The sequence below is a fragment of the Pseudomonas sp. P1.8 genome (genome assembly GCF_001269805.1).
Taxonomy (GTDB): domain Bacteria; phylum Pseudomonadota; class Gammaproteobacteria; order Pseudomonadales; family Pseudomonadaceae; genus Aquipseudomonas.
On the sequence record NZ_LHVM01000019.1, the window covers coordinates 238,486 to 260,194 of the forward strand.

Here is a 21,709-nt window from a genome sequence, read left to right on the forward strand (position 1 = left end):
CCATTTGGCCTCGACTGTTTCGACAATTTTCAAGGAGACTCGACCATGCGCATGTTCCTCGCTGCCTTTCTCTTGGCCCTCAGCGGGCTCGGTCAGGCCGCCATCCAGACCATTGAAATCCCCTACGAAAGTGCCGACGGTACGAAAATGATCGGCTATTACGCCTACGATGACGCCATCAAAGGCCCGCGTCCCGGCGTCGTCGTCGTGCATGAATTCTGGGGTTTGAACGACTACGCCAAACGCCGCGCCCGGGATCTGGCCGGTCTGGGTTACAGCGCCCTGGCCATCGACATGTACGGTGACGGCAAAAATACCGAGCACCCCAACGACGCCATGGCTTTCATGCAGGCCGTGACGAAAGACAGCGCGGTATCCAGCGCAAGGTTTCAGGCCGGGCTCGATCTTTTGAAGAAACAGCCGCAGACAGATCCGCATAAAATCGCCGCCATCGGCTACTGCTTCGGCGGCGCTGTCGTGCTCAATGCTGCGCGCCAAGGCGTGCCGCTGGCCGGGGTGGTGAGCTTCCACGGCGCGCTGGCGACCAATACGCCGGCAGCGCCCGGCAGCGTGAAAGCAAAAATCCTCGTCGAGCATGGTTCGGCGGACAGCATGATTACTCCGGATAATGTCGCCGCCTTCAAAGCGGAAATGGACAAGGCCGGTGCCGACTATAAATTTGTCAGCCTCGACGGTGCCAGGCACGGCTTTACCAACCCGGATGCCGATCGTTTGGGTCACGGCGATCATGGCGGACCGGACATCGGCTACGACAAGGCTGCGGATGAAAAGTCGTGGGCGGACATGCAGGCGTTTCTCAAGAAGATCTTCAGCTGACACGTCACAAACACATCTGAATGCGGCGAGGGGGGGTTATCCCCCCTCTCCACAAAAGCACTCGACTACTACCCAGCCCCAAGGCAACCCGGCAAAATGCCTGACATGAATCCAGCCCCCGCCCTGCCCGCCTGCTGCACCCCTCTCGATGACCATTGGCCGCTGCCGTTTGCGCTGCCCGACACCGTTCTGTTGAGCACCCACTTCGACAGTTCGCAACTGGCCCATGATGACTTCCAACGCAGCGCCATCGAAGTGCCGGCGAGTATCCAGCGCTCAGTAGCCAAACGGCAGGCGGAATTTCTCGCGGGACGGGTATGCGCCCGGGCCGCGTTGCTGCGCCTGGAAGGTCTGAGTTTAATTCCGGCCATTGGCGAAGACCGGGCCCCGGTCTGGCCGAGCCATATTTGTGGCTCGATCACCCACAGCACCGGCCGGGCCGCTGCCATCGTCGCGAACAAAAGTCATTGGCGTGGTTTGGGTATGGACCTGGAGAACCTGCTCAATGCCGAACGGGCTGAACGGCTGGCCAGGGAAATCCTCATTCCGGCGGAGCTGCAAAGGATGAAGGCCGGTCCTCGGGACCAACTGGCCTTGCTGGTAACCCTGACGTTCTCGGTCAAGGAAAGCCTGTTCAAGGCGCTCTATCCGATCGTTCAGCAGCGATTCTATTTCGAGCATGCTGAAGTGCTGGAATGGACTGAAGACGGTCATGCACACCTGCGACTGCTCACCGACTTGTCCAGCGAATGGCGCAACGGTACTGAGCTGGATGCACAGTTTGCGGTCAAGGATGGGCAGTTGTTGAGTCTGGTCAGTATCAAGGCCTGAGGTTTCGCTGTTTGTAATGCCCCCATCGCGAGCAGCTCGCTCCTACAAGGGCCAGGATCAGGCAAAATCCCGTGTAGGAGCGAACCTGCTCGCGATGAGGGCAGAACATTCACCACGGCACTCAGCGCTTCTCCTGATTGCGCGGCCAGCTCAAACTGAAACACGCCCCGCCCAGGCTTTTGCTCTTGCCGATCAGCGCACGCCCGTCGTGCCAATGGATGATCCTTCGCACGATCGACAATCCCAGCCCATGCCCACCCGAAGCACGCGTGCGGCTGTCATCAAGACGCAGAAACGGCGTGAATATTTTTTCCCACGCCGATTCCGGCACGCCCGGCCCGTCATCCTCGATGTCCACGCGACAGCGCTGCTGGCCTACCTGATAACTGATGGTCACCCGAGATTGCGCGTGGCGCATGGCATTAGTGACCAGATTCTGGATCGCCCGGTGCAAATACCGCGGCTCGGCTTCGACCCAGGCGTCGTCACAGTCGGCGGCCGACAGGCACAAGCCCCGTTGCACCGTGACATCGGCCCGCAAAGGCGCGAGCTCTTCGATCACTTGATTGACCAAGGCGTCCAGGTCGATGCGCTGAAAATGCAGCGCCGGCGAACCCTGCTCCAGCCGCGCATAGGTGAGCATCTCGTCCACCAGCCGATCGAGGTCCTCGATGTCGTGGTCCATGCCCTGGCAATATTTCTCCATGGCTTGCGGCGTAGTGGCCGTACCGATCATTTCCAGTCCGAAACGCAGACGCGCCACCGGTGTACGTAACTCGTGCGAAACCGCCCGAACCAGTTCACGCTGAATGGCGAGCAGCTGCTGCAAGTGCTCGGCCATGGCATTGAATGCCGAGGCCAGACGCCCCACCGAATCGGCGCCACGTGCCGGCACGCGGGTTTCCAGGCTGCCCTGGGCGATGCGCGTGGCGGCGGCCTCAAGTCCACGCAAGCGCCGTTCCAGTTGGCGCACCAACAGATAAACAATCAATCCGATGAGCGTCAGCCCCAGGACGGTAATCAATACCAGCCACTCCGGCGGATACGGATTCATCTGGTACAACGGGCCAATTTCCAGCACCCACGGAGTACCGACCATCCCGGCAAACACGCGAATTGAATCACCGCCCTTGCCCAGCGCCATCACGGTGTCACCCTCGGATACTCGACGACTCTGGTCTTCGTCCATGTCCGCCTCATCGACAGTGACCAGCCGCAGGTCGAAACCGAAACCCTTTTCCTCCTTTAATTTCGCCAGGTGACTGGGCTGCTCGGCCACGGGTGAGCGCACCAGCTCGTCGGCCAACAGGTAGATCGTCGCCCGAGCCAGTTGTTCGCTGATCTGCTGCACCTCCCCCGTGAGGACCAACTGTTCCTTGTCGCTGACCAGTCGATACACCTTCGCCGCGTGCGGTCCGGTCTGCTCGACCAAGGCCTGACCACGCAATACCCGAGTGCGCTGGGTCAGGTCAAGATCGGTTTCGTTGAAGGTTTTCAGCGCAAGAGGGATACCGAGTAACCGCTCCCACACCAACAAAGCCCGATGGCGCTCGGTCTGATTCATTGGCTCCAGGTTGTCGGCCATCAGCGAAAACGTGCCGTGGGCCAGGCGCTCGCGGTACTGCTCGCTGCGCACCTGATTGAGCAAGTGCATCGCCAGTACGCCGAGCACTGCCACCAGAATCAGCGCGGCGCACATGCCGCCATAAATGCGCAGGAAGATCGAGTTCACAGTGTCGGGTCTACGCAGGCCTCGGGAACGAACAGGTAACCTTTGCTGCGCACGGTCTTGATCAGGCGCGGGTGCTCAGGGTCATCGCCGATTTTCGGCCGGATGCGCGAGATTCGCACGTCGATGGAGCGGTCCTGGCCGTCATAACCGATGCCGCGCAGCGCGGTGAAGATTTCTTCCCGGGACAGGATGCGCCCGGCATTGGCCACCAGCAGCCACAGCAGATCGAATTCGGCGCTGGTCAGTTCGATGCCATTGCCCTGCAACCATGCCTCGCGCAAGGCGTTGTCCACCACCAGCGGGCCAAATTGCAGGCGCCGTTGTTTTTCCGGGGCCACCTCGGGCGCTTCGCTGCGTCGCAGCAAGGCCTGAATACGCGCCAGCAACAGGCGCGGACGCACAGGTTTGCACACATAGTCGTCGGCACCCAGGTCGAGGCCGAGGATCTGGTCAGTATCGTCGGTGCGGGCAGTGAGCATCAGGATCGGGCCGTCATACCGGGCGCGGACCTTGCGGCAAATGCTCAGGCCATCTTCACCCGGGAGCATCAGATCGAGGATTACCAGATCCGGTTGTTCCTTGATGATGCGCTCTGCAGCCAGCGCCCCATTACCTTCAATCGAGACGCGCAGGCCATTGGCTTCCAGGTAATCGCGGGTCAGCTCAGCCAGTCGCTGGTCGTCCTCCACAATCAATACCTGCCAGGCTTCTTGCTCCACGGGTGACCTCTGCTTGCCAAAACGCTAATAAGGAAGGATCCGCCCGTCTTTTTGTAATGATTCGGGGGGATAAATATGTAGACACGCTGGCCGATTGTATAAACGCCGCCCGCCGAGAACACAAGCGGGTAAATGCGTTCGGACAACCGGGTTTTTTGTGATAGGGTTCGCGCCCTTAAAAATCTGATCTGGCGTTTTCAGCCGTTGAAAACGCCTGAAAAAAGCTTCGATCCAGCTAGGTCGCGGCCTACACGCCAGTTGCTTCTTTCACACACAATTTACGCACAGGTTTATCCACAGGTAGTACGTTGCAACACCCCCAGAAACGCATTATCTTGTACCCCAGCGCGAAAAAAACCCTACATGTAGGGTTTTAGTGAAAAAGCCCAACCACATTTCAGACCAGAAACTCAAGCGCTTTATTGCCTGTTTATGGTTGAACCAAGCGTGGATTTTCAAGCCCAAACCGCACAAGCGGGTGGCACCGTTTTTTCAGGCCAGTGCGGTCAAAACGGTACGGGTGTTGCAGTCATTACTGACACCCCGAAAGGAATCGGTTTCGAACCCAGGTTCGTAGCCAAAGACTTCTGGCAAGGATGGCCTCATTAGCCTTTTTCCTACTGTCCTGAAGTCGTTATGCCCGACGCCCGTCGGTTGTAGTGCTTCAGGACAGAACGGTGGGCACCGTGATGGTGCCCAAACAAACATAGAGAATGTGGAGACACTCCCCCATGCAAACCGACACAACTCGCGAGAACCCGCAGGGCACCTTGCCGCAGGCCGCTGATTCGAATTCGGATCTGTCCGCCACTGCGCCAGGGCAGCTGCGCGTGATCAAGCGTAACGGCACTGTCGTTCCTTACACCGATGACAAGATCACCGTCGCCATCACCAAAGCGTTTCTCGCAGTTGAAGGCGGCACCGCCGCCGCCTCGTCGCGAATCCATGACACCGTGGCCCGCCTGACCGAACAGGTCACTGCGACCTTCAAGCGCCGTATGCCATCGGGCGGCACCATCCACATCGAAGAAATCCAGGACCAGGTCGAACTGGCCCTGATGCGTGCCGGCGAGCAGAAAGTTGCGCGCGACTACGTGATCTACCGTGACGGTCGCTCGAAAGAACGCGCCGCCCACGCGCCGGCCGAAGAAGCGGTCAACGCTCACCCGTCGATCCGCATCACCCGTGCCGACGGCAGCCTGGCGCCGCTGGACATGGGCCGCCTGAACACCATCGTCACCGAAGCGTGCGAAGGCCTGGAAGAAGTCGACGGCGACCTGATCCAGCGTGAAACCCTGAAGAACCTGTACGACGGCGTGGCCCTGACCGACGTCAACACCGCCCTGGTAATGACCGCCCGTACCCTGGTCGAGCGTGAGCCGAACTACTCGTTCGTGACCGCCCGCCTGCTGATGGACACCCTGCGCGCCGAAGGCCTGGGCTTCCTCGGCGTCGCCGAAAGCGCTACCCACCACGAAATGGTCGACCTGTACGCCAAGGCTCTGCCTGCCTACATCGCCAAGGGTATCGAGTTCGAACTGCTGAACCCTGTTCTGGCCTCCTTCGACCTGGAAAAACTGGGCAAGGCGATCAACCACGAACGCGACCAGCAATTCACGTATCTGGGCCTGCAAACCCTGTACGACCGTTACTTCATCCACAAGGATGGCGTGCGCTTCGAACTGCCGCAGATCTTCTTCATGCGCGTGGCCATGGGCCTGGCGATCGAAGAGAAGCACAAAGAAGACCGTGCGATCGAGTTCTACAACTTGCTGTCGTCCTTCGACTACATGTCGTCGACCCCGACCCTGTTCAACGCCGGTACCCTGCGTCCACAGCTGTCTAGCTGCTACCTGACCACCGTGCCGGATGACCTGTCGGGCATCTACCACGCGATCCACGACAACGCCATGTTGTCGAAATTCGCCGGTGGCCTGGGCAACGACTGGACGCCGGTGCGTGCGCTGGGTTCGTACATCAAGGGCACCAACGGCAAGTCGCAAGGCGTGGTTCCGTTCCTGAAAGTCGTGAACGACACCGCCGTTGCCGTTAACCAGGGTGGCAAGCGCAAAGGCGCTGTCTGTGCCTACCTGGAAACCTGGCACATGGACATCGAAGAGTTCATCGAGCTGCGCAAGAACACCGGTGATGACCGTCGTCGTACCCACGACATGAACACCGCCAACTGGATCCCTGACCTGTTCATGAAGCGCGTCTTCGATGACGGCCCGTGGACCCTGTTCTCGCCGTCCGAAGTACCGGACCTGCACGACCTGACCGGCAAGGCCTTCGAAGAGCGCTACGAGTACTACGAAGCGCTGTCCCAGTACCCGGGCAAAATCAAGCTGTTCAAGACCATCCAGGCTAAAGACCTGTGGCGCAAAATGCTGTCCATGCTGTTTGAAACCGGCCACCCATGGCTGACCTTCAAAGACCCGTGCAATCTGCGCAGCCCGCAGCAGCACGTGGGCGTGGTCCACAGCTCGAACCTGTGCACCGAAATCACCTTGAACACCAACAAGGACGAGATCGCCGTTTGCAACCTGGGCTCGATCAACCTGCCGAACCATATCGTCAACGGCAAGCTGGACACCGCCAAGCTGGAACGCACCGTGAACACCGCCGTACGCATGCTCGATAACGTGATCGACATCAACTACTACTCGGTGCCGCAAGCGAAGAACTCCAACTTCAAGCACCGTCCGGTCGGTCTGGGCATCATGGGCTTCCAGGACGCTTTGTACCTGCAGCACATCCCTTACGGCTCCGACGCTGCCGTCGAGTTCGCCGACAAGTCGATGGAAGCGGTCAGCTACTTCGCGATCCAGGCTTCCTGCGACCTGGCCGACGAGCGCGGTGCGTACGAGACCTTCAACGGTTCGCTGTGGTCCAAAGGCATCCTGCCGCTGGATTCGCAACAGATCCTGATCGAACAACGCGGTCAGAAGTACATTGATGTCGACCTGAACGAAACCCTGGACTGGGCACCGGTTCGCGCCCGTGTTCAGAAAGGCATTCGTAACTCGAACATCATGGCCATCGCTCCGACCGCGACCATCGCCAACATTACCGGCGTATCGCAGTCGATCGAACCGACCTATCAGAACCTGTATGTGAAATCGAACCTGTCGGGCGAATTCACCGTGATCAACCCGTACCTGGTTCGCGACTTGAAGGCTCGCGGTCTGTGGGACTCGGTCATGATCAACGACCTGAAGTACTACGACGGATCGGTGCAGCAGATCGAGCGCATCCCGCAAGAGCTCAAAGAACTCTACGCGACTGCCTTCGAAGTGGACACCAAGTGGATTGTCGACGCCGCCAGCCGCCGTCAGAAGTGGATCGACCAGGCTCAGTCGCTGAACCTGTACATCGCCGGCGCTTCGGGCAAGAAGCTGGACGTGACCTACCGTATGGCCTGGTACCGTGGTCTGAAAACCACTTACTACCTCCGTGCCCTGGCCGCGACCAGCACCGAGAAGTCGACCATCAACACCGGTAAGCTGAACGCTGTTTCCAGCGGCGGCAACCACGGTGACGATTCGGTCCTGGCGGCTCCTGCAGGTCCCGCTCCAGTGCCGAAGGCTTGCGCCATCGACGAGCCGGATTGCGAAGCTTGCCAATAAGCTGAGCCGGTAAGCGCCGCAAGGCGCTTGCTCGAAACCCCCGATCAGCCTCTGGCGGGTCGGGGGTTTTCTTTTGTCTGTCTGTAATTTTTCGGCCAGCACAAAAAAGCCCCTCTTTCGAGGGGCTCTTTATGCAGCGCAATCCAGCATCAATTCATCTGGATAATGGTCTGCATGATGGTGCTCTCGGTAGAGATGGTCTTGGCGTTAGCCTGGTAGTTGCTTTGCGCCTTGATCAAGTCGACCAGCTCGTTGGTCAGGTTGACGTTGGATTCTTCCAGTGAGTTGGAAACGATCGAGCCCAACGTGCCGGTTTGCGCCGAGTCGTAACCCGGAATGCCCGATACATAGGTCTCTTTCCAACTGGTGCCGCCTACAGGCTGCAGACCTTGTTCGTTGGCGAAGCTGGCCAACGAGATCTGCCCGATGGCTTGGGTCTGGTTGTTGCTGAAGTTCGCCAACAGTACACCGCTGCCGTCGATGGTCAGGTTGGTAATCTGGCCGGTGGCAAAACCGTTCTGTACCGGAATCGAGCGAGCCGTGTCAGCATTGAACTGAGTGGTACTGGCCATGGAAATAGTCACGCCAGCCGGATCGGCCGCCGCGCCATTGGCCTTCCAGACACCATCGGTCACGGTGCCTGGCGTCCAGTTGGTGATCTTCAGGTCATTGCCGAACGTAGCGGTCGGCGGAGTGGTCGGTGGTGTCACGGGAGTACTGACCGAGACAAGTTTGCCGCTGGTATCGAATGACATGGTCGAAGGGATCGGATCAACCGCGCCCGTACCGGTAGTCGAAGTGCCATCAGGATTTCGGCCATCAATCAGGGTGTAGGTATCCCAAGTGTTCGCCCCAGTCTTGACCATGTATTGATCCATGGTGTGCTGGTTACCCTGAGTGTCGAAAATCGGGGTGCTGAACTGTTTGGTGAAAGTTTCCGGTTTGCTCGGATCGAACTTGTTGGTAGCAACCGTCTGGTCGATCTCGGTCGCCGTGGAGTTCAGGTTGATCGTCGACGACACGGTATTGGTGGATTTCGGCGCCAGGTTGGAGGTGTCGATTCGCAGATCGGTCAACACGCCATTGAGAATCTTGCCGTTTTCATCCACACCATAACCCTGCAGACGGGCAGTGCCGTCGCTGTTGGTGACGTAGCCTGCGCTGTCGGTCTTGAATGTGCCGGCACGGGTGTAGGTCAGCGAACCGTTGTTGCTCAGGACAAAGAAACCGTTGCCCTGGATACCCATGTCGAGCACGTTGCCGGTGTTGCCGATGTCACCCTGGCCAAACTGCTGGGAAACGTTGGCCAGGCGCACGCCGTTGCCGACGGTCTTGCTGCCGGTACCCAGTTTAGTTGCCGAGTACACGTCTTCGAATTCCGCACGGGACGATTTGAAACCCGTGGTAGCGACGTTGGCGATGTTGTTGCCGGTTACGTCCAGTTGCTTGTTGGCTGCATAGAGACCGCTAAGGCCGATATTGAAAGACATCATCCACTCCTTTATGCCGGGTTAGTCGGCTCTACATACCAATGGTTTGAACTTTGGACAGGGCAATGCTGCCCAGCCCGGCCAGATTGAGCATCAACTCACCGCCGGTCTGGCTGATGGTCACACTGTTGACGGTCGCTGGCAGGTAAGTGATCAACGCCACAGACTGGTCATCGATCGTGGTCGTTGCGCCGAAGCTGTAAGTACCCGCGGCCACCGTTTCACCCGCATCGTTCTTGCCATCCCAGATGAAACTGGCGTTACCTGCTTTCTGTGCTCCCAGATCGATGGTGCGCACGGTCTTGCCGTCCGTGTCTGTGATCTTCAGGGTGGCAGAAGCCACCGCTGACGGTACGACCACCGTGCCGCTGAAGCTCTTGGTCGTGTCGACCACTGCCTTGTCGCCAGGTGCGATGACCGAACGGCCCACCAGTGATGAAGCCTGCAAGGCCTGGGACGAGTTGTAGTTACTGGCCAGTCCACTCACGGTATCGTTGAGCGTGGTGATGCCTTCCAGGCTGCTGAATTGCGCCAGTTGTGCGACGAACTCACCGTTGTCCTGAGGCTCCAGCGGGTTCTGGTTTTTCAACTGCGTGACCAGTAACTGCAGGAATGCATCCTTGCCCAGGGCTTTGTTGCCCGAGGCACTGCCGGCCGCCGACGCAAGGCCATCGGTCGTGGTATTGGTCTTGACCGAGGAGTTGGCCAGGATGTCGTTAAGGCTCAAACCACTGGTGGAATCGGTAACACTCATCTGAGTCGCCCCTTATCACTGACCGAGGGTCAGGACCTTCTGCATCATGGTTTTAGCGGTGTTCATCATTTCGGCGTTGGTCTGGAACGAACGGCTCGCGGAAATCATGTCGGCCATTTCTTCCACCACGTTGACGTTCGGGTAATAGACGTAGCCCTTCGCATCAGCCGCCGGATGGTTCGGCTCGTAGCGCGCTTCAAGGTTGCTCTGGTCTTCGACCACGCCCAACACTTGCACGCCCTGGCCGGCGGCGTCCTGGTTCTGGAACAGCGAATCGCTGCCGCCGCTCTGGCCGCCCTGGAACATGGTGGCGAACACCGGGTGACGCGCGCGGTAAGTCTGGTCGATGCTCGACGAGACGGTCTCGGCGTTGGCGATGTTCGAAGCGACGGTGTTCAAGCGAGTGGTCTGCGCACTCATGCCGCTACCGGCAATGTTGAAAACACTGGATAGAGACATGGCTTACTCTCCGCGCAGGGCTGATACCAGCCCTTTGAATTTGCTGTTGAGCAGGGTGAAGCTGGCCTGGAAGTCGACCGCGTTTTGCGCGTAGTTCGACTGCTCCAGTTGAGCGTCCACGGTGTTCTGGTCAATCGACGGTTGCATCGGCGTGCGATACATCAGCGATTCGTCGCCATTGCCCAGGCCTTGCGCTTCGATATGACGGCTGTTGGTCATGTTCAAGGCGAAGCCGCCGCTTTTGGTTTTCTCGTTCTGCTCGGCGAGCACTTTGGAGAAGTCCAGATCCCGAGCCTTGTAATTCGGGGTATCGGCGTTGGCGATGTTGTTGGCCAGGACTTCAGCGCGCTGGGCGCGGAAGCCCAGGGCTTGTTCGTGGATACCGAGCGCTTTATCGAAGCTGATGCTCATGTCGGGAAACCTTCGGGTGACCTGATTTTTCGTACGATGGACATAGCAAGCCCCATGCCAATTCAAAAAACCCTGTAAACCGGGGCCTTGCGGGCCATGGCAACGTGGCAATGACAGAAAAGCGGCAACGGTTTTCCGCCGCCTGCCGCTTTTCTGCCGCTTGGCACCGCACTTGAGAACACCACCTCCCCTGTAGGAGCTGGCTTGCCAGCGATGGCGTCGAGTCAGCCGACTTTTAAATTGCGGACACACCGCTATCGCTGGCAAGCCAGCTCCTACAGGGATTGAGAAGCTGTGAGAAATCAGCAGGCATAAAAAAACGGGAACCCCTGAGGACTCCCGTTTTCTGACAACCCCAACGAAATCACTTCGCCTGGTAAATGATCCCCGGACTGCACTGGACCATCTGGTAGTGATCCGGCAAACCGTTCAGCGCTTCAGAGGCGCCGAGGAACAAATAACCACCCGGTTTCAACGTGCTGTGGATGCGCAGCAGGATGTCCTTCTTCACTTCAGCGGAGAAGTAGATCAACACGTTGCGGCAAAACACGATATCGAACTTGCCGAGGCCGGCGTAACTGTCCAGCAGGTTGAACGAGCGAAACTCCACGCGACTCTTGATCGGCGCCTTGATCGCCCAGCGCCCCGGCCCTTTCGGATCGAAGTAACGTTGCAGACGCTCGGGCGACAGGCCACGACCGATGGCCAGGCTGTCGTATTCGCCGGTCTTGCAGTTGTTCAGCATGGTGCCGGACAGGTCAGTGGCAACAATCTGCACACCCATCCGCAGTTGCCCCAGGTTGACCCGCTCGAACTCGTCGATGGACATCGACAGCGAGTAGGGTTCCTGACCCGAAGAGCACGCCGCCGACCAGATGCGCAGACGTTGGCCAGGATTGGCCTTGATCGCTTCGGGCAGCACCTTGTTCTTCAGCACCTCGAACGGATAGGTGTCGCGAAACCACAGGGTTTCGTTGGTGGTCATGGCATCCACCACCTGCTCGCGCAAACCGCTGCGCGGCTGGGTCGTCATGCGCTGGACCAGTTCACCCAGGCTCTTGATGCCTTGCTGTTCCATCAGTTTGTTGAGACGGCTGGAGACCAGGTACTGCTTGTTTTCACCGAGCAAAATGCCACAGGCTTTTTCCAGGAACACCCGGAACTGTTCGAAATCCAAATTACCCGTAGACAATGATGCCGCCTCTTAAATCGTGTTGATTGCCAGGGGCACAGGCCCCTAGCTGATATCTGCTGCCTTGATCCGGTCGACTACCCGGGATGCCAGGTCATCAGGTCGGAATTTGGCCAGGAAGTCATCGGCACCGACTTTCTTGACCATCGCCTGATTGAATACCCCGGACAAGGACGTATGCAGGATGATATGAAGCTTTTGCATGCGCGGGTCGTTGCGGATTTCCGCCGTCAGGGTGTACCCGTCCATCTCCGGCATCTCGATGTCGGAAATCATCATCAGGAACTCCTCTTCCGGCTTCTTGCCCTCATCGACCAGTTTGCGCAGGTAATCCAGTGCTTGCTTGCCGTCGTTCAGCGCCACCACTTCGACGCCGACCGTTTGCAGGCAACGCGTGACCTGCTTGCGTGCCACGGACGAGTCGTCGACCGTCAGCACGCGTAATGAAAGCGCCTTGTGCTGGGTTTCGACATCGATCACCCCGGCAGAAATCGCTTCAGGCGTTGGTGCGACTTCCGCCAGCACCTTCTCGACGTCGATGATTTCGACTAACTGGTTATCGACCCGGGTCACCGCCGTCAGGTAGTGATCGCGTCCGGTGCCCTTGGGTGGCGGATGGATCTCTTCCCAGTTCATGTTGACGATGCGTTCCACCGAGCGCACCAGGAAACCCTGGGTCTTGGTGTTGTACTCCGTGATGATCACAAACGGATTGTTCTTGTCCTTCAAAGCACCGGAGCCAGTCGCCATCGCCAGATCAAGGATCGGAATGGTCGCCCCCCGGATGTTCGCCACACCGCACACGACAGGACTGGACTTGGGCATCAGCGTCAGTTTGGGACATTGCAGCACCTCCCGAACCTTGAAGACGTTGATCCCGTACAGCTGCTGACCGTCAAGACGGAACAACAACAGCTCAAGGCGATTCTGCCCCACCAGTTGCGTGCGCTGGTTCACCGAATCCATTACACCCGCCATGCCCAAACTCCCACACCAACGCCAAGTGTTGTTGCGACGCGCCTTCGTCACTAAACGGCACGGCGCTTGCTTTTTTAATCGTTATGAACACAGAACCGACATTTTTCCGACGCCTGACTACACCCCGCCGCAAATGGCTCGGTGTGCTGGCGGCTGTTTGCCTGTTCAACGCTGGCAGCCCTGCCCTTGCTGACGCGGTTACCTTGCCTGACATGCTTATCGGCGTCACTCAGGGGTTTCTTGAATTCACCGTAGAGGACTATCTGGCCACCAGTCAAACGCAAGGTCGCTACGAGATCCAGGTCAATCAGCTCGATCCACGCATGCACATGCCCATGTGCGACAAGGAATTGACAGCCACACTCGAAAGTCCAAAGCCGATCGGGCGGGTTACCGTGAAGGTTCGCTGCGAAGGCGCAGCCCCCTGGACAGTCTTCGTACCCGCTCAAGTCCGGCTGTTTCGCGACGTCGTAACCTCCGCCCGTCCCCTGCGCCGCGCAGCCATTGTCGAACCTGAAGATGTGCTCCTGCGCGAGCGCGACATCAGCCTGATCAGCCAGGGCTACCTGACCTCCCTCGACCAGGCGATCGGACAGAGACTGACCCGACCAATGGTCACCGACCAGGTCGTCACACTGGTGAACATCGAACAGGCAGAAGTCATTCGCAAGGGCGATCAAGTGGTAATCACCGCCCGCAGCGGTACGCTCAGCGTGCGCATGCCGGGCGAAGCCCTGTCCAACGGGAGTTTGAGCGAGCAGATCCGGGTGAAAAACCTCAACTCCCAGCGCGTCATCAAGGCACAGGTCACCGCGCCTGGACAGGTGGAAGTGTCTATGTAGAGAAGCTGTCCGATCACGAGAATGTGGCGCTCGCCCCGGCTGTTCCCTAGACTGTGCTCTATGCAGAGCAAGCGCTGACGCGCGCAAGGCTCATTGATAAATGGGCCTAAAGTTTTCCAGGGAATGGCCGAAAACATGGCAAGCGTCCAAATCCCCAGAGGTTTTTATCATGGTCATCGATTTCAGCCGTTTGAACAGCTCCGCGCCCCTTACGGGCAGTACACGTACCAGTGCCAGCAAAGAAAGCATCGAGGCCGGAAAATCTGCGCCACTGGAATCCGCGGCGGAGCAGGTCGGTACATCCAAAAGCGGGGAATCGGTACACCTCAGCAATGAGGCTCAGCAGTTGCAGAAGGTCACTGACAAGCTGCGCGATCAGCCTGCCGTCGACAAAGCCCGCGTGGCCGAGTTGAAAGCAGCGATTGCCGATGGCAGCTACAAAGTCGACAGCAACCGCGTAGCCAGCAAACTGCTCAACTTCGAAGCCCAGCGCTAGGCCACGGCCGGCGCCAGGCTTTTGGACGCTTAACACCCAAGGCCAGCCATGCACGACACTAATCTACTGCAACTGATCACCGACGATTTTGCTCCCCTGCAACAATTGATGGGGTTATTGCAGACCGAATCCCTTGCCCTGCACGGTCGTGACATGCCGCTGCTTGAGGGCATTCTGGCGCAGAAACAGGCACTGATCGTTTTGCTTGAACAGCATGGCCGCAAGCGCAGTGAAATTCTCGCCAGCCTCAACCTGCCGGCCAACAGAAGCGGTCTTGAGCAACTGGCCAGCCAATCGAGCATTGGCGATCAACTTCTGATGCAAAGTGACGCTCTGACCGATCTTCTGGCCCAATGCCAGGCCATCAATGCCAACAACGGGCAGTCGATCCTGACGCAGCAGGCCGCTACAGCCACCCAGCTGAAAATCCTCAACGGCGGCGATACTCCGGCGCTTTACGACGCCAGTGGTACTTTCTCCAGGCTTGCCAAGCCGCGACCGCTCAGTCAGGCTTGAGCCGGTCGGTGACCCGCTCTATCAAGACGCGCAACATACTGGCAAAATGATGGCCAGTCGTAGTCAAATTTTGTCTGGAGATTGATTAACCGTGTCCAATGCCTTAACCGCGGAAGATGCTCCGCAGCCACCCAAGGTGCTCAGCACGCCCTTGGAGATCTCCAGCAATCTGCGCCAGCTGCAAGAAAGTCATGACCCGCTGATCATCACCTTCCACGAACGCAGTCAGCGCTTCCAGAGCTATCTGGTGGACCTCGACCGCGACAGCAACATGCTTGCCCTGGACGAAATGATACCCCGTGATGGCGAACGCTTCTTGCTGGCTGGCGAACCTTACAAGGTCGAAGGTTTCCATGAAGGTGTTCGCATTGCCTGGGAAAGCAATGGTCCGTTGACCATCGATGAATCCGCTGGCGCTCGTTGCTACCGCGGCACCCTGCCCGATGAAGTGGTCTACCACCAGCGCCGCAATGCCTTTCGCGCGGCACTGAAACTGGCGCAACTGGTCAGCGTCAATCTGGACGGTGAAAAACTCAAAACGCCTATCAGCGGCAAGTTGCTGGATATTTCCGCCACCGGCTGCAAATTGCGCTTCGAAGGCGACATCACCGGCAGCCTGCAACTGGGCCAGGTTTACGACCGCTTCAATGCCGACCTGCCTTTCGGCAAGATGACCGCACCGGTCGAGCTGCGTTATCTGCACTTCGAAGAAAGAATCTCCACCACCTTCGCCGGCATCCGCTTCCACAACATGAGCGGACTGGTGCAGCGTCAGGTCGAGCGATTCGTCTACCAGCTGCAACGTGAAGCCCGTCGCTTCGACAAAGACGACTTCTGATCTGACGTTTCGCCCCCTGTAGGAGCCGGCTTGCCGGCGAAGGCGTCGCTGGGTCCTGTGTGGATGCAACAGACGCCTTTGCTGGCAAGCCAGCTCCTACAAAAAACGGGCAGCCCCTTGCGGTGACTGCCCGTTTTTTTATCCCCCCGATTCAGGGTCTGGCTTCGGTAAAGCTCTGCTCGCGCCCCGAGTCAGGGTCTTGCGGTGGTTGATCGTTTTCTGTGGGCAACTCAGGCTCGGATTCAGTCTCAGGGGTGACCGGCGACTGCATCTGTTCCTGCACCACTTGCTCATCGACACGCGGGTCAAGCGCCGCGACCAGGGGCGAACTCGACATGCTGTCCGGCATCGCCACGTGATGCAGCGGCGCATCGTCGACCTGGTGCAGATTGGTTACTGCCTTCGGCCGAATCCGCCAGACCAGCACCAACGCAAAGAAACTGAAAAACGCATACAGGCTCTGACTACCGAACAGCTTCATCAGCACCCCCGCCGCCAACGGCCCGACACTCGCGCCAATGCCGTAGGTCACCAGCAGCATCGCCGTCAGCGACACCCGGCGATCCCCTTCGACATGGTCATTGGAGAACGCCACCGCCAGCGGGTACAGGCAAAATTGCACCAGCGAGCAGAGGAAGCCGATGACGAACAACACCTCCAGCGGCACCTTCGGCAGGATCGCCAGCGGTAACGCCGCGACTGCCAGGCACATGGCAAAACAGCGGATCAGCAGCGCCCGGTCATAACGATCGGACAACCAGCCCAGCGGCCACTGCACCACCAGCCCGGCAAAAATGCAGCTACCCATGAACAGACCGACCTGCTCCGTACTCAGCCCTTGCTGCGAGGCATACAGCGGTGCCAGACCATAGAACGAACCAATGATCAGACCCGCACCCAACACCGTGCTCAACGACTGCGGAACGCGCTTGATAAAGAAACGCGGCTCCATCGGAGCCGGATGCAAAGGGGCCGGGTGAATTCGCCGAGTCAAGGCTACAGGCACCAGACACAGCGCAAAACACAGGGCAACCAACATCAGCAGTTCAAGCCCCAGTGCCGGGTGCATGACCAGGATCAGTTGCCCGAGCACCAGTCCCAGATACGACGCGATCATGTAACCGCTGAAGACCATCCCGCGCTGATTGGCATCGGCCTGCTCGTTCAGCCAGCTTTCGATCACCATGTATTGGCACATCATGCCGAGGCCGACGATCACCCGTAAAAACAGCCAGGCCGGCAACCAGTCCACCAGGCCATGACCGAGCACCGCCGCGCCGACGATCCCGGCACAGGCCGAATAGGCCCGGATATGCCCGACCCGGGCAATCAACCGGTGACCGATCTTGCCACCCAGCACCAGGCCGAAATAGTTGGCGGCCATCAACGCACCGACCCACAGGCTGTCGACATGATCGGCCGCCAGGCGCAACGCCAGGTAAGTACTCAACAGGCCCGAGCCGATCAACATCATCAGCGAGGCGAAATAAAGCGCTCGAAAGGATTTCCAGATTTGGCGCATCGGCGTTCCGAGCGGCTCCTTGCAGTGAAGATCGGGCTATCGCTGAACAATAGCCCGATGTCGACGGGACGTCAGGCCTGGGCCGCTAAAACACGCCGTTCCCAGGGAGTAATTTCATCATAAAAGCTGGTCAGCTCCAGGGTCTTCGAAGCGATGTAGCCTTCGATGAATTCCGCACCGAACAGTTCCTTGGCCAACTGGCTACGTTTCAGACGCTCAAGCGCCGCGTGCAAGGTACACGGCAATGAAAGATTGTCCGGCACTTCAAACTCGCCCTGGATCGGCGCGCTCGGCTCCAGCTTGTTCTCGATGCCATGCAACCCTGCCGCGAGGCTCGCGGCAATCGCCAGGTACGGATTGGCGTCAGCCCCCGGCAAGCGGTTTTCGACCCGCCGCGCCACCGGCAAACTCGCCGGAATTCGCAGTCCGGCCGCCCGGTTGTCATGGGACCAGCACGCATTGTTCGGCGACGCATAAGGGTGGCACAAGCGCTGGTACGAGTTCACGTTCGGCGCAAACAAAGCGGTGAAGTCCGCCATGCAGGCCTGCTGACCGGCGATGAAATGCCGGAAAGTCGCCGTCTCCTCCCCCGCCTTGTCACTGAACACGTTACGCCCCGAATCGACCTCAACCACACTCTGGTGAATGTGCATGGAACTGCCCGGCGTATGCGCCAACGGCTTGGCCATGCAGACAACGCTCAGGCCGTGTTTGATCGCGACTTCTTTCAGAAGATGCTTGAACAGGAACGTCTGGTCGGCCAGCAACAGTGGATCACCATGCAGCAGATTGATCTCGAACTGGCTCACGCCCATCTCGTGCATGAACGTATCGCGGGGCAACCCCAACGCTGCCATGCACTCGTAGACCTCATTGAAAAACGGCCGCAAGCCGTTGTTGGAGCTGACGCTGAACGCCGACTGACCGTCCTCGCGACGACCGTCCAGACCCAGGGGCGGCAGGAAAGCTTGAGTCGGGTCGGTGTTGGGCGCAAAAACGAAGAACTCAAGCTCGGTGGCCACCACCGGTGCCAGGCCAAGGGCCGCATAACGGGCGAGCACGGCTTTGAGCTGACCACGGGTCGACAGGTTGGAGCTGGTGGTGGTGCCTAACTCGTTCGCATCGCAAATGGCGAAGGCCCGAGCCGGTTTGCTCCAGGGCAAGCGGTGGATTTGCCCGGGATCGGGAATCAACGCCAGGTCGCCGTCATCGCTGCCGTAAAAGCGCGCTGGCGGATAACCGCCCATGATGCATTGCAGCAGCACACCCCGCGCCAACTGCAAACGCCGACCGTCGAGGAAACCCTCGGAGGTCATCACTTTGCCCCGGGGTACGCCATTCAAATCCGGCGTGACACATTCCACTTCATCAATGCCCGTCAATCGCTGCGCGAGTGAACTCAGGCCAACGGTTGTCATGACGCAATCCTTGTTATTGTGCGAGCCGCGAACGGCGACCGTACAAAATAGACTCCGCATGTTCAGAATATCAAGCAGCCCACATCAATAAAGACACAAAACCTCGTAGGAGCTGCCGAAGGCTCGGGCCGCGTTCGGACGATCGTCTAATTTCCAGGATCAAAAGATCGCAGCCTTCGGCAGCTCCTACGACAAACAATCAAGGGAGATAAAGGCTGAACACTCCACCGCCCAACGGTCCACCGTTGCTGATTTCGGTGCGCCCGCCAACCCCATTGCGCTGATGCAGCGCGGCAATCTGCCCGGCAAAATACAGACCCAGGCCCGTACTGCCACTGCTCTGGTTGATGCCTTGAACATAGTCGGCCTGACGCTCGATCATCTGCGCCGGATAACCCTCGCCGTCGTCGTTGATGGTCAGCACCAGTTGCCCGCCTTCGTCGCTGACGCTGATCAACAACGCATGGCGCGCGTAGCGGATCGCGTTGTTGATGCAGTTGGCCAGAACCGAGGCAATCAACTCGCGGTCGAAGAAACCCAAGGGGCTCAATGGGTCCACTTCATAGGTGACCATGATGCCGCGACTGGCAAACACCTCCTGATGACACGCCAGTTGCGCTTCGATGAAGTCGTCCAGTTCATGGTAGGCCGGTCGCAGGGGCATCTGGTTGACGCCGAGTTTGTACAGCCCCAGCAGCTGCACCAGCATGCCATTGAGGTGGGCGAACTCGAAATCAATCACACCCTGCTCCGGCGTCTGTTGCGCAGGCGCAGGCAAGCGCGCCAGCCATTGGCTGTGGGCTTGCATCAGCAAGGTCAGCGAGTTCTTCATGTCGTGCACGGTGGAAGCGATCACCGTGGAGAAATCCAGGCCCTGCTCGTTGTCGTTCATTCGCCAAACGCCTTGCTTTTGAGCTTCTGATAGCGCGGATACCGCGCGTCCGTTTCGGGCATCAGTCCCACCATTTTCAAGCAGGCCTGGCACTCCTCGAGTTCTGCCGACGCAACGCTGGTGTCGGTGCCATGCAACAACGACTGCGCCATGTTCAGCGCGATACTGATGTTCTTTGGTTGCATCGCCAACGCTTTGCGAAACAGCTGCCGTGCTTCCACCAGGTTGCCGGTCTTGTACACACGCACACCCTGACGGTTGAGGTCCGCCGCAGCGTTGCCTGAGTTGAGGATGGTCGGATCATCGGTTTGCTTGGCGATATCCTTCATCACTACCGGATCGTCGCCGTAGATTTCCACACAGCTTTTCAACATCGCGGTGCCGGCCTCAGACTGGCCCAGCATCTTCAGCTGCTTGGCCACCAGCAGCGCCGCTTCGGCACTCATGAATTGCTCCATGCCATCAAGTCGCAACAAGGCTTGCTCGGTGAGTTTGTCGGCAGTTTCGGCGTCATTGAGCAACAGGCTAGTGGCTTTCATCAGGCGTGCGCGAATTTGCAGCCCTGGATCGCCAGGATTTTCCTTGGCCACAGCACTTAGCGTGGTGTTGATTTCAAGTCGGGTCCGCGTGTCCAGGCCCCGTTCGCTGCCCTTGCTGATCAAGGCGTGGGCCAGGCCAAGATTGCTCTCGGCATCCTTGAAGCGCGACTGCGCGCCTTGGGCCACGGCCTGGCGATAGGCTTTGGAGGCAGTGTCGAAATCTTCGTTGGTCATCGCCAACTTGCCCAGCATCGCTTGCCGGCGCACTGCCAGTGGCGACAGGCGAATCGCTTCTTCCAGCACGCGCTGCGCGCCCCTGGTGTCACCCTCGGTGACCAGCACATCGGCCATGCCATCGTAGAGCGACGGCATCATCGGAAACACTTTAAGGGCCTTTTCGTAAATACCCTTGGCCTGCGCAACCTGGCCGCGCTTGAACAACAACTTGCCCAACCCGGCAAAGGCCCATGGCAAAGGTCGGTCGGCAATGATGCTGTCGTACAAACGCTCCAGTGCTTCGTTTTGATTCAGATCGCGCAGCGCGTCGGCGCGATATCGAAGGCACAGCGGCGAATAGCGAATGTCTTGCTTGCACAGGACGATGCAGGCATTGAGCACTTCCATCGGTTTGCCGCGATCGAGGGCTTGCAGGATCGGCTTGAGCAAGGTCTTGCGCTGCTCCAGCCGCTCCAGGCGCTGAGCCAGGCTGGAACGGTTGAACGGCTTGGTCAGATAGGCGTCAGGCTCATGTTCCAGCGCACTGAGCACCATGGCCTGGCTGGTTTCGGCGGTGACCATGACAAACACCGATTCATGGCTGATCAGCTTCTCCTCCATCAGGTCTTCGAGTACCTGCTGGCCATTCTTTTTGCCATCGCCCAGATGGAAGTCCTGCAGGATGAAATCGTAGGCCTTCTGCGAGCACATTTTCAGTGCCTGCTCGCCGGTATCGGCGGTGTCCACCTCCTTGACCCCCAGTTCGCGCAGCATTGAGCGCACGGAACTGCGGAAGTCCGAGAAATCATCGACGATCAGAAAACGCTTTTGGTGATACGACAGCATCGAAGACTTCCAGGCAATTTAAGAAGAACAACCCAATGGCACATCCACGGATGGACTCAGCTTCGGCGACGCCTGTTTTGGCACGCAGATAATAACTGGCGGCCAGAGGCCATCAACCACCTTCTCATAACTGAGCCCGCATACCGAGCCCGGGAGAGGAACAGATCCGTGATCTGTCCGGGTTATCGGCCAACCATGGCATTCCCTTGAGAACCTCGATTGCCTCCCGAACAATGACCGCGTTTCCACGCAGGTTTTCGATTGTTCGAGGTGTCTAGTCCTGAAATAGGTTTACACCTGTTTCAGTCTCAAAACGCCCGATGCACCGCATCGGGCGTTTTGTATTTCAAGGCCAGATGTGGCCGCTCCGCGTTGTAGATCAGCACCGATTCATCAACCATTCTCACCGCGTCGGCCAGGTTCTTGGGGCGATGCAGCAAAAACTCCGTCTTCAAAATCCCGTTTATTCGCTCCGCCATCGCGTTCTGATAGCAGTCATAGCCATCGGTCATCGAACAAATGACCCCGTGCTTGGTGTGAAAACGCTGATAAAGG

Annotated in this window: 20 protein-coding genes; 7 read left to right on the top strand and 13 right to left on the bottom strand. The window is 58.6% G+C overall.

The features are described from left to right. The first annotated feature begins 45 nt into the window (after positions 1–45). Positions 46–837: a dienelactone hydrolase family protein gene (locus tag AD668_RS21730; RefSeq protein ID WP_053162060.1), complete on the top strand. Its 792-nt coding sequence runs from the start codon at positions 46–48 to the stop codon at positions 835–837. Between the two features lie 105 nt (positions 838–942). Next, positions 943–1,668: a 4'-phosphopantetheinyl transferase gene (locus AD668_RS21735; protein ID WP_218187263.1), complete on the top strand. Its 726-nt coding sequence runs from the start codon at positions 943–945 to the stop codon at positions 1,666–1,668. Positions 1,669–1,789: 121 nt separating this feature from the next. Here the strand turns inward: AD668_RS21735 and AD668_RS21740 are convergent, their stop codons facing one another. Beyond that, on the bottom strand, positions 1,790–3,400 hold the full coding sequence (locus AD668_RS21740) for an ATP-binding protein (protein WP_053162065.1): 1,611 nt from the start codon (positions 3,398–3,400) through the stop codon (positions 1,790–1,792). After that, a complete protein-coding gene (locus AD668_RS21745; RefSeq protein WP_053162068.1) occupies positions 3,397–4,119 on the bottom strand; it encodes a response regulator in 723 nt (240 codons plus the stop codon). Before AD668_RS21745 ends, AD668_RS21740 begins: the two co-directional genes overlap by 4 nt. Before the next feature lie 731 nt (positions 4,120–4,850). On the opposite strand from AD668_RS21745, the gene AD668_RS21750 reads away from it, so the two are divergent. Further along, positions 4,851–7,745: a ribonucleoside-diphosphate reductase subunit alpha gene (locus tag AD668_RS21750; RefSeq protein ID WP_053162070.1), complete on the top strand. Its 2,895-nt coding sequence runs from the start codon at positions 4,851–4,853 to the stop codon at positions 7,743–7,745. Between the two features lie 149 nt (positions 7,746–7,894). Here the strand turns inward: AD668_RS21750 and flgE are convergent, their stop codons facing one another. The 6 genes from flgE to AD668_RS21780 form a co-directional block, all read right to left on the bottom strand. After that, positions 7,895–9,235 carry a flagellar hook protein FlgE gene (gene flgE, locus AD668_RS21755; RefSeq protein WP_053162072.1) on the bottom strand — a complete coding sequence of 447 codons (1,341 nt, stop codon included), beginning with the start codon at positions 9,233–9,235 and terminating at the stop codon, positions 7,895–7,897. A 31-nt stretch (positions 9,236–9,266) separates the two neighbouring features. Then, a complete protein-coding gene (flgD, locus tag AD668_RS21760) occupies positions 9,267–9,989 on the bottom strand; it encodes a flagellar hook assembly protein FlgD (RefSeq protein WP_053162074.1) in 723 nt (240 codons plus the stop codon). Positions 9,990–10,004: 15 nt separating this feature from the next. Continuing rightward, positions 10,005–10,448 (bottom strand): flagellar basal body rod protein FlgC, encoded by a 444-nt coding sequence (gene flgC / locus AD668_RS21765; protein WP_007937507.1) that lies wholly within the window; start codon positions 10,446–10,448, stop codon positions 10,005–10,007. Positions 10,449–10,451: 3 nt separating this feature from the next. Beyond that, complete coding sequence (gene flgB, locus AD668_RS21770) at positions 10,452–10,859, bottom strand: flagellar basal body rod protein FlgB (protein WP_053162076.1); 408 nt, start codon at positions 10,857–10,859, stop codon at positions 10,452–10,454. 364 nt (positions 10,860–11,223) lie between these two features. After that, entirely contained in the window at positions 11,224–12,051 is an 828-nt protein-coding gene (gene cheR, locus AD668_RS21775; RefSeq protein ID WP_053162078.1) for a protein-glutamate O-methyltransferase CheR, read from the bottom strand. A 45-nt stretch (positions 12,052–12,096) separates the two neighbouring features. Beyond that, a complete protein-coding gene (locus tag AD668_RS21780) occupies positions 12,097–13,029 on the bottom strand; it encodes a chemotaxis protein CheV (protein WP_053162080.1) in 933 nt (310 codons plus the stop codon). 83 nt (positions 13,030–13,112) lie between these two features. On the opposite strand from AD668_RS21780, the gene flgA reads away from it, so the two are divergent. From flgA to AD668_RS21800, 4 genes are all read left to right on the top strand, one after another. Beyond that, complete coding sequence (flgA, locus tag AD668_RS21785; RefSeq protein ID WP_053162082.1) at positions 13,113–13,871, top strand: flagellar basal body P-ring formation chaperone FlgA; 759 nt, start codon at positions 13,113–13,115, stop codon at positions 13,869–13,871. A 169-nt stretch (positions 13,872–14,040) separates the two neighbouring features. Further along, positions 14,041–14,367 (top strand): flagellar biosynthesis anti-sigma factor FlgM, encoded by a 327-nt coding sequence (gene flgM, locus AD668_RS21790; protein ID WP_053162084.1) that lies wholly within the window; start codon positions 14,041–14,043, stop codon positions 14,365–14,367. A 48-nt stretch (positions 14,368–14,415) separates the two neighbouring features. Next, positions 14,416–14,883, top strand: a complete 468-nt coding sequence (locus tag AD668_RS21795; RefSeq protein ID WP_053162086.1) for a flagella synthesis protein FlgN — start codon at positions 14,416–14,418, stop codon at positions 14,881–14,883. Between the two features lie 91 nt (positions 14,884–14,974). Continuing rightward, a complete protein-coding gene (locus tag AD668_RS21800; RefSeq protein WP_053162088.1) occupies positions 14,975–15,721 on the top strand; it encodes a flagellar brake protein in 747 nt (248 codons plus the stop codon). 151 nt (positions 15,722–15,872) lie between these two features. Here the strand turns inward: AD668_RS21800 and AD668_RS21805 are convergent, their stop codons facing one another. From AD668_RS21805 to AD668_RS21825, 5 genes are all read right to left on the bottom strand, one after another. After that, entirely contained in the window at positions 15,873–17,243 is a 1,371-nt protein-coding gene (locus tag AD668_RS21805; protein ID WP_053162090.1) for an MFS transporter, read from the bottom strand. A 71-nt stretch (positions 17,244–17,314) separates the two neighbouring features. After that, entirely contained in the window at positions 17,315–18,559 is a 1,245-nt protein-coding gene (locus tag AD668_RS21810; RefSeq protein ID WP_172681854.1) for a glutamine synthetase family protein, read from the bottom strand. Between the two features lie 301 nt (positions 18,560–18,860). Beyond that, positions 18,861–19,553, bottom strand: a complete 693-nt coding sequence (locus tag AD668_RS21815; protein WP_053162094.1) for a sensor histidine kinase KdpD — start codon at positions 19,551–19,553, stop codon at positions 18,861–18,863. Next, a complete protein-coding gene (locus AD668_RS21820) occupies positions 19,550–21,154 on the bottom strand; it encodes a tetratricopeptide repeat-containing response regulator (RefSeq protein WP_053162096.1) in 1,605 nt (534 codons plus the stop codon). Before AD668_RS21820 ends, AD668_RS21815 begins: the two co-directional genes overlap by 4 nt. Before the next feature lie 308 nt (positions 21,155–21,462). Next, positions 21,463–21,709 (bottom strand): integrase core domain-containing protein (locus AD668_RS21825; protein WP_156322385.1); only part of this gene is annotated, 247 nt, incomplete at its 5' end.

Bases quoted from the DNA above. Each gene is read 5' to 3' on its own strand.
- flgD (WP_053162074.1), bottom strand. From the start codon at position 9,989: ATGAGTGTTACCGATTCCACCAGTGGTTTGAGCCTTAACGACATCCTG.
- AD668_RS21810 (WP_172681854.1), bottom strand. From the start codon at position 18,559: ATGACCTCCGAGGGTTTCCTCGACGGTCGGCGTTTGCAGTTGGCGCGG.
- AD668_RS21820 (WP_053162096.1), bottom strand. From the start codon at position 21,154: ATGCTGTCGTATCACCAAAAGCGTTTTCTGATCGTCGATGATTTCTCG.
- flgE (WP_053162072.1), bottom strand. From the start codon at position 9,235: ATGTCTTTCAATATCGGCCTTAGCGGTCTCTATGCAGCCAACAAGCAA.
- AD668_RS21815 (WP_053162094.1), bottom strand. From the start codon at position 19,553: ATGAACGACAACGAGCAGGGCCTGGATTTCTCCACGGTGATCGCTTCC.
- AD668_RS21735 (WP_218187263.1), top strand. From the start codon at position 943: ATGAATCCAGCCCCCGCCCTGCCCGCCTGCTGCACCCCTCTCGATGAC.
- flgA (WP_053162082.1), top strand. From the start codon at position 13,113: ATGAACACAGAACCGACATTTTTCCGACGCCTGACTACACCCCGCCGC.
- flgB (WP_053162076.1), bottom strand. From the start codon at position 10,859: ATGAGCATCAGCTTCGATAAAGCGCTCGGTATCCACGAACAAGCCCTG.
- flgC (WP_007937507.1), bottom strand. From the start codon at position 10,448: ATGTCTCTATCCAGTGTTTTCAACATTGCCGGTAGCGGCATGAGTGCG.
- flgM (WP_053162084.1), top strand. From the start codon at position 14,041: ATGGTCATCGATTTCAGCCGTTTGAACAGCTCCGCGCCCCTTACGGGC.
- AD668_RS21805 (WP_053162090.1), bottom strand. From the start codon at position 17,243: ATGCGCCAAATCTGGAAATCCTTTCGAGCGCTTTATTTCGCCTCGCTG.
- AD668_RS21780 (WP_053162080.1), bottom strand. From the start codon at position 13,029: ATGGCGGGTGTAATGGATTCGGTGAACCAGCGCACGCAACTGGTGGGG.
- AD668_RS21730 (WP_053162060.1), top strand. From the start codon at position 46: ATGCGCATGTTCCTCGCTGCCTTTCTCTTGGCCCTCAGCGGGCTCGGT.
- AD668_RS21795 (WP_053162086.1), top strand. From the start codon at position 14,416: ATGCACGACACTAATCTACTGCAACTGATCACCGACGATTTTGCTCCC.
- AD668_RS21750 (WP_053162070.1), top strand. From the start codon at position 4,851: ATGCAAACCGACACAACTCGCGAGAACCCGCAGGGCACCTTGCCGCAG.